This window comes from Neisseria sp. DTU_2021_1001991_1_SI_NGA_ILE_055 (assembly GCF_032342915.1).
GTDB lineage: Bacteria > Pseudomonadota > Gammaproteobacteria > Burkholderiales > Neisseriaceae > Neisseria.
The window spans coordinates 2,159,500-2,172,474 of record NZ_CP135440.1 but is presented as its reverse complement, the minus strand read 5'-3'; the positions used below and the strand labels follow the sequence as shown (position 1 = coordinate 2,172,474).

Genomic DNA, 12,975 nt, shown 5'->3' with positions numbered 1-12,975 from the left:
CGGCCTTGGACATCAATGCGGCAATTCGCCGTTTTTGATTTTTTGTTTGAAGTCTCGCGTTTCATTGACGATGACTTTCGCCATCAACAAAAGCGCAATCAGGTTGGGCAAAGCCATCAAGCCGTTGAATGTGTCCGAAGCCAGCCACACCAAATCAAGGCTCAACACGGTACCCAGCATGACGGAAGAGACGTAACCCACGCGGTAGAGGGCGGCAAAGCGTTCGCCGAAGACGTACACCGCGCATTTCTCGCCGTAATAACACCAGCCGAGAATGGTTGAGTAGGCAAAGAAAATCAGGCCGATGGTGACAATCCAGCCGCCGATGCCGGGCAGCATTTTTTGGAACGTGACGGTTGTCAGCGCCGCGCCGCTCAATTCCGGTTTGACAAACTCGCCGCCTGCGCCGAGCAGACCCATGACCAACACGATACCGGTAATCGAGCAGACAACGATGGTGTCCAAAAACGTACCGGTCATGGAAACCAAAGCCTGACGGACGGGGTGGTCGGTTTTCGCGGCGGCAGCGGCAATCGGCGCAGAACCCATGCCCGCTTCATTGGAGAACACGCCGCGTGCCACGCCGTAGCGGATGACCGTGCCGATGGCGCCGCCGGCCACAGCTTGCGCGCTAAACGCATCGGAGAAAATCAGTTTGACGGCGGGCATCAGCGCGTCAGAATTCACGACAATAATGGAAATACCGCCCACTACATAAAATACGGCCATGGCAGGCACGATAAAGGACGCGGCTTTGGCAATGCCTTTAATGCCACCTAAAAGCACGATGGCCGTTAATACGGTCAATATCACGCCGGTGTAGGCAGGTTCGACACCGAAGCTGGTTTGCACTGCCTGCGCAACCGAGTTGGACTGCACCGAGCTGCCGATACCGAAGGAAGCGAATGTGCCGAACAGCGCAAATGCGACGGCCATCCATTTCCAGTTTTTGCCCAAGCCTTTTTCGATGTAATACATCGGGCCGCCGGACATCTCGCCTTTGGAGTTGGTCACGCGGTATTTCACCGCCAACACGCCTTCACCGTATTTGGTGGCCATGCCGAAAATAGCGGTCATCCACATCCAAAATACCGCGCCCGGGCCGCCGGTTACCACCGCAGTCGCCACGCCGGCGATATTGCCCGTACCGATGGTGGCCGACAGCGCGGTCATCAACGCCGCGAAATGGGAAATATCGCCTTCGTGGTCTTCGCCGTCTTCATGCTTCTTTGACGGCACAAACGCCTGTTTCAGTGCATAACCCAACATGGTGAACTGCAAGCCTTTCAGCAAAACGGTCAGCAAAATGCCCGTACCGACCAGCAGCATCAACATAATAGGCCCCCAGACCCAGCCGCTGATGGTTTCAAAAAAGGCTTTGAGATTGTCTAAAAGCAATTGCATGGTTTTTCTCCTTTGTCTGTTTTATTTTTTTAAAACACCACTTTTTTGTAGTGTCCTGTAATTTCAGCACAGAATGTTTAAGATTACAACATATTTATTTTCAAAAACTTTTCGTATTTTTACCCTAAATAAAACCCAATCAACACCAAGAAAATTGTTTACAATCCAGAGCAGGCCTAGACCCCAGCCCAATTAAAATGACAAATAAAAGCATGCTTTAAAACATCTTCCTGCCAACTGTTTAAAAAAATTCAGGCCGTCTGAAAAAAATCTTTCAGACGGCCTGAATGTGCGTGCCGCAATCCTATTTCAGCAACCCGGCCAACACTCGGGCAAAACGCTCCGCCGCACCTTCGCTGGTGTGCAGGTACAGGGCGGGTTCGATGAGTTCCAACTCATTAAGCAGGAAGGTGTCGCCAATCAGTGTGCCGTCCACGCGGGCATAAACCGGCATTTGCGGCAAAGCGGCCAGTACGTCTTGCGCGGCACGGACGGCAAACTCGGGCGGCTCGATACCGAACACTGACACGCCATAGGCCGAGTTGGCGCGCCATTCGCCTTGCGGCGGCTGACGGCGCACGGCATGGCTGAATGTGCCGTTGAAAAACACCAGCGAGGTTTCGCCCGCTGTTTCGATTTCGCGGATATACGGTTGAACCATCATGCCTTGCGGATAATCCGCCATATCCACGTCCAATGCTTCCGCACAAACTTTAACCACGCCTTTGCCGCTCTGACCGAATGCGGGCTTGATAACTGCTTCCGTCCAGCCTTGTTGTTTCAGAATATCGGCCAATTTGTCTTTATGCGCGGGAACGAACACGCTGGGAATTACTTGCGCGCCGCGCGCCGCCAAATCGCACAAATAAGTCTTTTCCATATTCCAAGCCATCAATTCGGGCGGATTGATAAAACGCTGCCCCGCCTGCCCGGCTTGCTCCAGCCATTGGCGGAAGGCTTCGGGTTCGGCGGCATAATCCCATGCGCACAAAGGCAGCAAAAACGGCGCGGACGGATGGTTTTGCCACGTATCAAATACGGTTTTCACACCCATGGTTTCCAAATGCGCCGCCAATGTTTTCAGGTTGTCCGACGGTTCGGGATAGGTTTGGCAGGTAATGAGTGCCAAAACGGTTTGCTCGGTCATGGTTGCATCTCGTTGCTAAAACCAAAATTATATAGCGAAATCAAACCAAAAGATTTTTCAGACGGCCTGATACATAAGGCCGATTCTGATAAAATGGTTTCCCCTTTTCCGTCGGAACATGCTCATGAAATCTGCCCACGTCCTTGTCTGGTTCCGCCGCAACCTCCGCCTGCACGACAATGCCGCGCTTAATGCTGCCGTTGCAAGTGGTTTGCCCATCGCCTGCGTCTGGGTCAGCCAAAGGCCGTCTGAACACCACAATCCGCGTCAAAGCCTGTTCCATTATCAAGCCGCGCAAGAGCTGCATACCCGTCTGGCGGCACACCATATTCCCTTATATGTCGTCGCTTCTGACGAAGACCTCCTCCCCTTGGCTGCTGCGCTCCATGCACATACCGTCATCACTGACGAAGCCTACACCGAAGCCGAAATCCGCCAAGACAACCTCCTCTGGCACAATTTCGACCGCGCAGGCATTGCCCTGCAACACGCCAACGACCGCGGTATCTTGGCCAAAGCCCCCCTCATGGATGCCAACGGCCTGCCCCACACCGATTTTGCCGCCTATAAACAAGCATGGTTGCAGGCCTATTCAGGACAAAGGCCGTCTGAAACCGAATTGCCTGTTCAAATTGGACAAAACGTTCCACTGTTTCCAGCCCATACCGGCGCAGTATTGCCTGCCTATCAACAGGGCGGCGAAACCGCGGCCTTAACGCAATGGCACGCGTTCAAACAAAATTTGGTTCACTACCCGATTACCCAAAACTTTCCGGCACGAAAAAACACCAGCCTCCTCAATGCCTATCTGTCCGCAGGCTGCATTTCACCGCGCCTGCTGGCTGCCGAAGGCTTGGCAAACCGACATTTCGAGTGGCTGGACAAGCTTATTTTCCGCGACTACTGCTACCAGCTCGCCTACCACCGCCGCCTACCCGAAACAACCGATGCCGCCCCGGTGCGCGAATACTGGCGCAACGGCCGAACCGGCGTACCCGTCATCGACGCCTCCATCCGCAGCCTTGAAGCCACCGGCCACCTACATCCTGTTCTCCAGCAGCTGTGCGCCCACTATTTCTGCCACGCCCTCAACCTCGACCCCAACCAAGGCATCGCGTGGACAGCCTCCGTCCAAACCGGCACCGACCCTGCGCTCAACCAAGCCAACTGGCACCTTGCCGCCCAAGACACAGCCACCGTCCGCTATGCCCACCGTTCGCACCAAATCGACCCCGACGGCAGCTACATCCGCAGTTACCTCCCCGAATTGGCACACCTGCCGTCCACCCTCATTCACACACCGTGGGCGGCCGCCGATGACATCGACACACACGGCTACCCCTTCCCCAAGGCCGTCTGAAACAGAGCTTCACACCAAAAAACCACACTAAACACAACTAAAAAACGCCCAAACAAAATATTTTGGTTTCAGACGGCCAAACAGATTGAATAGCCAAGATTTACACGGTAAACTTACGTCATTAAAAAATTTTATTATTTCATTACAATGAAACCCGCATTCGACATAAAAACGTCACGTTTGGACGTCTTATCCATCCATCTGCACACCGCAGATCTAACCGAATTGGAAGAATTCCTGCGCCAACTAGCAGGCCAGTCCCAAGACGAATTCGTTCCCTTCATTTTAGACGTACAAGATTTCGACCATCCCGAATCCATCGATTTGGGTGGCATGATTTCCCTGTTTGCCCGTTACGGCATGCAAATTTTAGGGCTGCACCACACCAGCGACACATGGGCGGCAGCGGCAGCGCGTTACCACTTGGTCTTCAAACAAGGCAACTCCACACAGGCAGCCGACACACAGGCAGCGCCCACCCCGCGCCAAGCCCCACAGCCGCAAGACGTACAGGCCACCGTCATCAACAATCCGACCGTATTGGTCAGCACGCCCGTGCGTACCGGCCAGCAGGTGTACGCTGAAAACGGCGACCTCATCGTTACCGGCATCGTCAGCCAAGGTGCAGAACTTATCGCCGACGGCAACATCCATATTTACGCCCCCATGCGCGGCAGAGCGTTGGCCGGTGCAAAAGGCAACACCAACGCGCGCATCTTCATCCATTCCATGCAGGCCGAGTTAGTCTCCGTTGCCGGCATCTACCGCAACTTCGAGCAAGACCTGCCCGAGCATCTGCACAAAAAACCCGTACAAGTATCATTGCAAGACAACCGACTGGTTATCAGCGCAATCGACGCCGAATAAACATCAGTACTTAAAAAGGAAATATCGTGTCCAAAATCATCGTAGTAACTTCAGGTAAAGGCGGCGTAGGCAAGACCACTACCAGCGCCAGCATCGCAACCGGCCTGGCCCTGCGCGGCCACAAAACCGCCGTAATCGACTTCGACGTCGGTTTGCGCAACCTCGACCTGATTATGGGTTGCGAACGCCGCGTCGTGTATGACCTCATCAACGTCATCCAAGGCGAAGCCACACTCAACCAAGCCCTGATTAAAGACAAAAACTGCGAAAACCTCTACATCCTGCCCGCCTCGCAAACCCGCGACAAAGACGCGCTGACCCGCGACGGCGTCGACAAAGTGATGCAAGAGCTGTCCAGCGAAAAAATGGGCTTCGAATTCATCATCTGCGACTCCCCTGCCGGTATCGAACAAGGTGCACTGATGGCGCTCTACTTTGCCGACGAAGCCATCATTACCACCAACCCGGAAGTATCCAGCGTCCGCGACTCTGACCGTATCTTGGGCATTTTGCAAAGCAAATCCCGCAAAGCAGAACAAGGCAGCACTGTTAAAGAACACCTGCTGATTACCCGCTACTCCCCTGAGCGTGTGGCCAAAGGCGAAATGCTGTCGGTACAAGACATCTGCGACATCTTGCGCATCCCGTTGATCGGCGTGATTCCTGAATCACAAAACGTCCTGCAGGCCTCCAACGCCGGCGAACCTGTCATCCACCAAGACAATGCCGCCGCCGCAGAAGCCTACAAAGACGTTATCGCCCGCCTCTTGGGTGAAAACCGCGAAATGCGTTTCCTCGAAGCTGAGAAGAAAAGCTTCTTAAAACGACTGTTCGGAGGTTAATACATGTCACTGCTCGATATGCTGTTCGGCAGAAAGCCGAAAACCGCCACCGTCGCGCGCGACCGCCTGCAAATCATCATCGCGCAAGAACGCGCACAAGAAGGCCAAGCTCCGGACTATCTGCCGACCTTGCGCAAAGAGCTGCTGGAAGTCCTGTCCAAATACGTCAACGTATCATTGGACGACATCCGCATCTCCCAAGAGAAACAAGACGGCTTGGACGTTCTTGAGCTGAACATCACCCTGCCGGAACAAAAAAAGGCTTAACACATGACCTTGACCGAATTGCGTTACATCGTAGCCGTCGCACAAGAACGTCACTTCGGACGTGCCGCACGACGCTGCTTTGTCAGCCAGCCCACCCTCTCCATCGCCATCAAAAAGCTGGAGGAAGAGCTGTCGGTATCCCTGTTCGACCGTAGCAGCAACGACATCATCACGACCGAAGCGGGCGAGCGCATTGTCGCCCAAGCCCGCCGGGTTCTGGAAGAAGCCGAACTCATCAAGCACCTTGCCAATGAAGAGCAAAACGAATTGGAAGGCGCGTTCAAACTCGGCCTGATTTTTACCGTTGCCCCCTACCTTCTGCCCAAGCTCATTACCGCGCTGCGTGAAACCGCGCCGAAAATGCCGCTGATGCTGGAAGAGAACTATACCCACATCCTGACCGAGTCGCTCAAACGCGGCGATGTCGATGCAATCGTCGTTGCCGAACCGTTCCAAGAGCCGGGCATCGTAACCGAGCCCCTGTATGACGAACCTTTCTTCGTCATCGTTCCCAAAGGACATCACTTTGAAGAACTCGATGCCGTTACGCCTCAACTTTTGAGCGAAGAACAAGTGTTGCTGCTGTCCGAAGGCAACTGTATGCGCGACCAAGTGTTGGCAAGCTGTTCCGAATTGGCTTCCAAGCAAAAAATCCAGGGCTTGACCAATACCCTGCAAGGCAGCTCCATCAACACCATCCGCCACATGGTTGCCAGCGGTCTGGCCATCAGCGTCATGCCTGCTACCGCATTGACCGAAAACGACCACATGCTTTTCAGCATTATCCCGTTTGAAGGTACTGCACCGCACCGCCGTGTCGTTTTGGCTTATCGCCGCAACTTTGTCCGTCCGAAAGCACTGACTGCCTTGCGCACTGCCATTTTGCAATCGCAACTGACCGGCGTAACCTTCGTCAACGAATAAACCGCAAAACAAAAGACCGTCTGAACATTCAGACGGCCTTTTTATTTTTAACCGAATAAAGGATTAGTAGCGGGTATGAACTTGACTGCCGATAACGCCACCCAAAGCCGCGCCACCCAAGGTAGAGCCGGTATCGCCACCAATCAAATTACCTGCCACGCCGCCCAATACCGCACCAGCAGCAGTGTTGCGTTGGGTTTGAGTCATATTGGCACACGCGCCCAAAGAAGCGGCCAGCATGATCAAGGTCACAGTTTTTGCAAAAGTTTTCTTCATGGTTTGATTCTCCATCAGGGGTTAAGCTTTATGTGGAACAGTATGGCACAACCTTTCATTAATATATTTTCTGATAAGTAAAGACAGATTAAACTAAGATAACGCTCTTAATGAACGGTTAAATGCAAAAATAAACGGCAATTCCAAAGGAATATTTATAAAATTTAATATGTTTGGCATAAAATTGCGCATACATCAACCGCATTCGGTAGTGATACAATGACGACTTGTCTGAATTACCGGAAACACCCGTCATGAGTATCTACGCACTGGCACACATCATCCACGTTTATTGCGCGATTGCCTTTGTCGGCGGCGTATTTTTCGAAATGCTGGTCCTCTCCGTTTTACACACCGGCCGCGTTTCGCGCGAATCGCGCCGCGAAGTCGAACGTGCCATGTCCTATCGTGCCGTCCGCGTGATGCCGCCTGTCGTCATTACCCTGTTCATCAGCGGCATCGTGATGGTGTACAACCGCTACCTGCCGATACTGCACCACCCATTCGACAGCTCCTTCGGCATCATGCTGAGCATCAAAATCCTGTTGGCAGTGAGCGTTTTGGTGCATTTTGCCATCGCCGTTGTCAAAATGGCCCGGCACACCCTCACCGTCGGCTGGTCGAAATACATACACGCCGTTGTATTCAGCCATATGCTGTTTATCGTCTTTTTTGCCAAGGCGATGTTCTACCTGTCTTGGTAAACCTTACCCATACCCCACACACAAGGATTGTTTATGACCCAATACCCGTCCGTCGGCTCGCCGATGTTTTACGGCATCTTCTTTATTGCCGTCTTAATCATGATCGCCATCGATATGGTATCGCTGAAAAAAAACGGCGCCCACAAAGTCAGCATCAAAGAAGCCCTCGCCTGGAGCGGCATTTGGGTGGCCGTATCCTGCGCGTTTGCAGGCTGGCTCTATTTTGAACTGGCGGGCAACCCGACTTACGGGGCCGTTGTCGCCAAAGAAAAAGTCCTCGAATTCTTCACCGGCTATGTACTCGAAAAATCCCTCGCCGTCGACAACATCTTCGTTTTCCTGATGATTTTCGGCTATTTCAAAGTCGAACCCAAATTCCAACACCGCGTCCTGCTCTATGGCGTATTCGGCGCCATCGTCCTGCGCGCCATCATGATTTTCATCGGCGCGGCACTGGTACAGCAATTTGAATGGATTCTCTACCTTTTCGGCGCATTCCTGCTCTATACCGGCATCCACATGATGAAACCCGAATCGGACGAAGAGGAAGACCTTTCCCAAAACAAAATCCTGACCCTGCTCAAAAAAGTCATCCCGACCAGCCCACAGTTTGACGGTGAAAAATTCTTTACCATTGAAAACGGCAAACGCATCGCTACGCCGCTTTTACTGGTATTGATTATGATCGAATTGAGCGACGTCATCTTCGCCGTGGACAGCATTCCCGCTATTTTTGCCGTCACCACCGACCCTTTCATCGTCCTCACTTCCAACATTTTTGCCATCTTGGGCCTGCGTGCCATGTACTTCTTACTGGCAGACTTTGCCGAACGCTTTATTTTCCTCAAATACGGCTTGGCTTTCGTGTTGAGCTTTATCGGTATCAAGATGCTGATTATGCACTGGGTGCATATCCCGATTTCCATTTCCCTGTCCGTCGTCTTCGGCGCACTGGGCGCGTCCATCCTGACTTCTTTGGTGTACACGCGTCAGCAAGAGAAAAAATAATCTGCCGATATAAAAAGGCCGTCTGAACATTTCAGACGGCCTTTTCAAATATCAAACACCAGCTTATTTAGCAGCGTCTTTCAATTTATCGGCAGCTTCTTGAGTCGCATCGGCTGCTTTACCCATAGCGTCTTTAGCTGCGTCTTTGGCAGCATCTTTAGCATCAGAAACTGCATCTTTAGCTTCTTCAACCGCTTTACCTGCAGCATCTTTAGCGTCAGAAACCGCTTTATCCGCAGTTGCTTTAGCATCTGCAGCAGCGTCTTTAACATCAGAAACAGCTTGCTCAGCCGCACCTTTGGCTTCAGAAGCAGCAGCATCAACAGCAGACGCTGCATTTTCAGCAGCAGCGTTTACATCGGAAGCAACAGCAGAAGCCGCCTCTTGAGTTTCTTTTTTCGCTTCTTGTGTACACGCAGCCAGACCGGCTACCATCATTGCAGCAATCAATAATTTTTTCATATTGTATATCCTTTGGTCTAAAAAATATCTGCCAAAGCTGACAGACCCAAAAATCATAACATAATAAACGCTCAAAAAAGGGAGAATTAACGCCAAATAACAGCCGGTTTACGTTTTTTGAAAAAAAAATTCAAAAAAACAGTTGACGGAAAGAAACAAGCTCCCTATAATGCACAGCTTATCGGGTCGTTAGCTCAGTCGGTAGAGCAGCGGACTTTTAATCCGTTGGTCGAGCGTTCGAATCGCTCACGACCCACCAGATATGAAAACCTGCTTTGAAAAAAGCAGGTTTTTTTATATTCTCCATCAAGCCTCTCTTCACTCGATACCTTTCTCATCATCAAAATCAAGCAATATCCGAGTTTGTCACAATGCTGTTATGGACTCAACTCAAGGTATCACACCCGCACCAAACTCTATATCCAACTCCCCCACCCATCATCTTTTTCTAAAAGCTTCCAAACACCTACCATCAAACTACGCCAAATCCTCTTGTATGCCAGACAATTTAGGCATAGACTAAAACTACATCCAACTACAACAACAGGAGAAGGTTTGATGAAACAACTGTCTATGTATATCAACGGCCGCTTTGAAACCGATTTTAACGGCACATGGCGCGATGTATTGAATCCGGCAACCGAAGAAGTCATCGCGCGCGAGCCTAAAGGCGGAAAAGCCGATGTTGACCGTGCCGTTGCCGCCGCCAGAGAGGCGCAAGCCGCATGGGAGCGTTTGCCTGCCGTTGAACGCGGCGCATACTTGCGCAAAATCGCCCAAGGCATCCGTGAACGTGCCGACGAGCTGACCGACACCATTGTCGCCGAAGGCGGCAAAACCAAAGACTTGGCACGCATAGAAGTTATGTTCACTGCCGACTATCTCGATTATCAAGCCGAATGGGCGCGCCGTTATGAAGGCGAAATCATCCAAAGCGACCGTCCGCGCGAAAACATTTTATTGTTCAAACGTCCTTTGGGCGTAATCGCCGGCATTTTGCCGTGGAATTTCCCCTTCTTCCTGATCGCCCGCAAAATGGGCCCGGCTTTGGTAACAGGCAATACCATCGTCGTCAAACCGAGCAGCGTCACCCCAATCAACTGCCACATCTTTGCTGAAATCGTTCACGCTTCAGGCTTACCGGCCGGCGTATTCAACGTCGTCAACGGCCCGGGTGCAGAAATCGGCAATGCCTTGGCATCACATCCGCAAGTCGACATGGTCAGCCTGACCGGTTCTGTAGAAGCAGGCCGCCAAGTAATGGAAGCCGCCGCCACCAACATTACCAAAGTCTCATTGGAACTCGGCGGCAAAGCCCCTGCCATCGTTTTGAAAGACGCGGATTTGGACTTGGCAGTGAAATCCATCTTGGCTTCACGCGTCGGCAACACCGGCCAAATCTGCAACTGCGCCGAGCGCGTGTATGTCCACAGCAGCCTGAAAGACGCGTTTATCGAAAAAATGACTGCCGCCATGAAAGGCGTTCGCTACGGCAACCCGGCCGAAGCCGAACCCGGCGCGCTGGAAATGGGCCCGTTGATTGAAGAGCGCGCCGTCAAAGCCGTTGCCGAAAAAGTGGAACGCGCCGTCAAACAAGGTGCGACACTGGTCTGCGGCGGCAAACGTGCCGACGGCAAAGGCTACTTCTTCGAACCTACCCTGCTGACCGATACCGACAACAGCATGGACATCATGAAAGAAGAAACCTTCGGCCCTGTCCTGCCGGTTGCCACTTTCGACACGCTCGACCAAGTCATCGCTTTGGCAAATGACAGCGAGTTCGGCCTGACAAGCTCTGTCTATACCACCAATCTGAATGAAGCGTTTTATGTAACCCGCCGCCTGCGTTTCGGCGAAACCTACATCAACCGCGAAAACTTCGAAGCCATGCAGGGCTTCCATGCCGGTTGGAAAAAATCAGGTATCGGCGGCGCGGACGGTAAACACGGTTTGGAAGAATATCTGCAAACCCAAGTCGTCTATTTGGAAACCGATATCTAACCGCCGATACTGCCCTTCATGAAACAAAAGGCCGTCTGAAACCGATTTTTCAGGTTTCAGACGGCCTTTCTGCCTTTATAGAAAAAAACACCGACATCGCGTAAAATAGAGCCAATTTTTCACTTTATTCAGGCCGTCTGAAAACTCCGGCAGCCTGACTTATTTTCCGGAAAACACCATGAGCGAACAAAACAATCCTCAAATCGAGCCGCAGTTGGACGAAAACCAAATCATCGCCCTGCGTCGCGAAAAACTGCACAACATCCGCAAAGAACGCAACGCTTACCCTAACGATTTCAAACGCGACAGCTTTGCCGCCGACCTGCACACCCAATACGGCGAAATCAGCAAAGAAGAACTCGACCCGCAAGGCATTCCCGTCAAAGTGGCCGGCCGTATGATGCTCAAACGCCAAATGGGCAAAGCCAGCTTCGCCACCATTCAAGACGTGACCGGTCAAATCCAACTTTATCTGAACAACAAAGGCGTGAGCCAAGAAGTTTTGGACGACTTCAACCACTGGGACTTGGGCGACATCGTCGGCGCGGAAGGCACTTTGTTCAAAACCAACCACGGTGAGTTGACCGTGCGCGTGTCCAACATCCGCCTGCTGTCCAAATCCCTGCGTCCGCTGCCGGACAAACACAAAGGCTTGAGCGATCAGGAAACCAAATACCGTCAACGCTACGTCGATTTGATTGCCAACGAAGAATCGCGCAATACCTTCATCAAACGCAGCCAAATCATCCAATCCGTGCGCAATTTCATGGTGAACGAGCATTATTTGGAAGTTGAAACCCCGATGATGCACCCGATTCCTGGCGGTGCGACGGCGAAACCGTTCGTGACCCACCACAACGCTTTGGACATCCCGCTCTACCTGCGCATCGCCCCCGAGCTGTATCTGAAACGCCTGGTGGTCGGCGGTTTGGAGCGCGTGTTTGAAATCAACCGCAGCTTCCGCAACGAAGGCATGTCCGTGCGCCACAACCCTGAATTCACCATGATCGAATTCTACGAAGCCTTCTCCGACTACGAACGTATGATGCAAATGGCGGAAGACATCATCCGCAACGCTTCCCGCGCGGTAAACGGCACGGCAAAAATCAGCTACAACGGCAAAGAAGTCGATTTGGAAAGCCCGTTTGAACGCCTGACCATTCTCGAAGTCATCAAAAAATACAATCCGCACTATACCGACGAGCAGTTGAACGATGAAGAATGGCTGAAAAAAGAAATCGTCAAACACGGCGAAAGCCTGCCACCGTCCCCCGGTATCGGCAGCCTGCAACTGGCCCTGTTTGAAGGTTGCGCCGAGGGCAAACTGTGGAACCCGACTTTCATTATCGACTACCCTGTCGAAGTGTCGCCATTGGCACGCGCATCCGACAGCAAACCGGGTCTGACCGAGCGTTTCGAATTGTTCGTTGTCGGCCGTGAGCTGGCAAACGGCTATTCCGAGTTGAACGATCCCGAAGACCAAGCCGAACGCTTCAAAGCGCAAGTAGCACAAAAAGACGCCGGCGACGACGAAGCCATGCACTACGATGCCGACTACATCCGCGCCATGGAATTCGGCCTGCCGCCGACAGGCGGCTGCGGTATCGGCATCGACCGCTTGGTAATGTTGCTGACCGATTCGCAAACCATCCGCGACGTGATTCTGTTCCCGCAAATGCGTCCCGAATAACGCATTGAAATAAAATCAAGGCC

At 52.3% G+C, this 12,975-nt stretch carries 13 protein-coding genes and 1 tRNA gene; 10 read left to right on the top strand and 4 right to left on the bottom strand.

Annotation, left to right across the window (positions count from 1 at the left end; all coding sequences use genetic code 11):
- Positions 1–12: 12 nt before the first annotated feature.
- The gene (locus RRV97_RS10315) at positions 13–1,404 is read right to left on the bottom strand and encodes an alanine/glycine:cation symporter family protein (RefSeq protein WP_049322442.1); all 1,392 of its coding nucleotides are present in this window, start codon (positions 1,402–1,404) and stop codon (positions 13–15) included.
- Between the two features lie 304 nt (positions 1,405–1,708).
- A complete protein-coding gene (locus RRV97_RS10310; RefSeq protein WP_315611454.1) occupies positions 1,709–2,551 on the bottom strand; it encodes a glutathione synthetase in 843 nt (280 codons plus the stop codon).
- 124 nt (positions 2,552–2,675) lie between these two features.
- On the opposite strand from RRV97_RS10310, the gene RRV97_RS10305 reads away from it, so the two are divergent.
- The 5 genes from RRV97_RS10305 (at position 2,676) to RRV97_RS10285 (ending at position 6,811) form a co-directional block, all read left to right on the top strand.
- A complete protein-coding gene (locus RRV97_RS10305; RefSeq protein WP_315611453.1) occupies positions 2,676–3,911 on the top strand; it encodes an FAD-binding domain-containing protein in 1,236 nt (411 codons plus the stop codon).
- 147 nt (positions 3,912–4,058) lie between these two features.
- A complete protein-coding gene (minC, locus tag RRV97_RS10300) occupies positions 4,059–4,778 on the top strand; it encodes a septum site-determining protein MinC (protein WP_004520214.1) in 720 nt (239 codons plus the stop codon).
- Positions 4,779–4,804: 26 nt separating this feature from the next.
- The gene (gene minD, locus RRV97_RS10295) at positions 4,805–5,620 is read left to right on the top strand and encodes a septum site-determining protein MinD (RefSeq protein WP_315611452.1); all 816 of its coding nucleotides are present in this window, start codon (positions 4,805–4,807) and stop codon (positions 5,618–5,620) included.
- 3 nt (positions 5,621–5,623) lie between these two features.
- A complete protein-coding gene (minE, locus tag RRV97_RS10290; RefSeq protein WP_003680625.1) occupies positions 5,624–5,887 on the top strand; it encodes a cell division topological specificity factor MinE in 264 nt (87 codons plus the stop codon).
- Positions 5,888–5,890: 3 nt separating this feature from the next.
- Complete coding sequence (locus tag RRV97_RS10285) at positions 5,891–6,811, top strand: hydrogen peroxide-inducible genes activator (protein ID WP_003749313.1); 921 nt, start codon at positions 5,891–5,893, stop codon at positions 6,809–6,811.
- A gap of 63 nt (positions 6,812–6,874) precedes the next feature.
- Here the strand turns inward: RRV97_RS10285 and RRV97_RS10280 are convergent, their stop codons facing one another.
- Entirely contained in the window at positions 6,875–7,087 is a 213-nt protein-coding gene (locus tag RRV97_RS10280) for a glycine zipper 2TM domain-containing protein (RefSeq protein WP_003684747.1), read from the bottom strand.
- Between the two features lie 254 nt (positions 7,088–7,341).
- Here RRV97_RS10280 and RRV97_RS10275 point away from each other — a divergent pair, with 254 nt between their 5' ends.
- On the top strand, positions 7,342–7,791 hold the full coding sequence (locus tag RRV97_RS10275) for a CopD family copper resistance protein (protein WP_036493576.1): 450 nt from the start codon (positions 7,342–7,344) through the stop codon (positions 7,789–7,791).
- A gap of 33 nt (positions 7,792–7,824) precedes the next feature.
- Entirely contained in the window at positions 7,825–8,799 is a 975-nt protein-coding gene (locus RRV97_RS10270) for a TerC family protein (protein ID WP_315611451.1), read from the top strand.
- A 63-nt stretch (positions 8,800–8,862) separates the two neighbouring features.
- Here the strand turns inward: RRV97_RS10270 and RRV97_RS10265 are convergent, their stop codons facing one another.
- A complete protein-coding gene (locus RRV97_RS10265; protein ID WP_003684724.1) occupies positions 8,863–9,261 on the bottom strand; it encodes an Ag473 family lipoprotein in 399 nt (132 codons plus the stop codon).
- A 183-nt stretch (positions 9,262–9,444) separates the two neighbouring features.
- Here RRV97_RS10265 and RRV97_RS10260 point away from each other — a divergent pair.
- The 3 genes from RRV97_RS10260 to lysS all read left to right on the top strand — a co-directional run bounded on the left by RRV97_RS10260 (position 9,445) and on the right by lysS (position 12,952).
- A tRNA-Lys gene (locus RRV97_RS10260) sits at positions 9,445–9,520 on the top strand.
- 299 nt (positions 9,521–9,819) lie between these two features.
- The gene (gene aldA / locus RRV97_RS10255) at positions 9,820–11,262 is read left to right on the top strand and encodes an aldehyde dehydrogenase (protein WP_049323417.1); all 1,443 of its coding nucleotides are present in this window, start codon (positions 9,820–9,822) and stop codon (positions 11,260–11,262) included.
- A 178-nt stretch (positions 11,263–11,440) separates the two neighbouring features.
- Positions 11,441–12,952: a lysine--tRNA ligase gene (gene lysS / locus RRV97_RS10250; RefSeq protein ID WP_315611450.1), complete on the top strand. Its 1,512-nt coding sequence runs from the start codon at positions 11,441–11,443 to the stop codon at positions 12,950–12,952.
- Positions 12,953–12,975: the final 23 nt, after the last annotated feature.

Coding starts and splice junctions, on each gene's coding strand:
- RRV97_RS10310 (WP_315611454.1), bottom strand. CDS start 2,551: ATGACCGAGCAAACCGTTTTGGCACTCATTACCTGCCAAACCTATCCC.
- RRV97_RS10270 (WP_315611451.1), top strand. CDS start 7,825: ATGACCCAATACCCGTCCGTCGGCTCGCCGATGTTTTACGGCATCTTC.
- RRV97_RS10275 (WP_036493576.1), top strand. CDS start 7,342: ATGAGTATCTACGCACTGGCACACATCATCCACGTTTATTGCGCGATT.
- RRV97_RS10305 (WP_315611453.1), top strand. CDS start 2,676: ATGAAATCTGCCCACGTCCTTGTCTGGTTCCGCCGCAACCTCCGCCTG.
- minE (WP_003680625.1), top strand. CDS start 5,624: ATGTCACTGCTCGATATGCTGTTCGGCAGAAAGCCGAAAACCGCCACC.
- minC (WP_004520214.1), top strand. CDS start 4,059: ATGAAACCCGCATTCGACATAAAAACGTCACGTTTGGACGTCTTATCC.
- RRV97_RS10315 (WP_049322442.1), bottom strand. CDS start 1,404: ATGCAATTGCTTTTAGACAATCTCAAAGCCTTTTTTGAAACCATCAGC.
- RRV97_RS10265 (WP_003684724.1), bottom strand. CDS start 9,261: ATGAAAAAATTATTGATTGCTGCAATGATGGTAGCCGGTCTGGCTGCG.
- aldA (WP_049323417.1), top strand. CDS start 9,820: ATGAAACAACTGTCTATGTATATCAACGGCCGCTTTGAAACCGATTTT.
- RRV97_RS10280 (WP_003684747.1), bottom strand. CDS start 7,087: ATGAAGAAAACTTTTGCAAAAACTGTGACCTTGATCATGCTGGCCGCT.
- lysS (WP_315611450.1), top strand. CDS start 11,441: ATGAGCGAACAAAACAATCCTCAAATCGAGCCGCAGTTGGACGAAAAC.
- RRV97_RS10285 (WP_003749313.1), top strand. CDS start 5,891: ATGACCTTGACCGAATTGCGTTACATCGTAGCCGTCGCACAAGAACGT.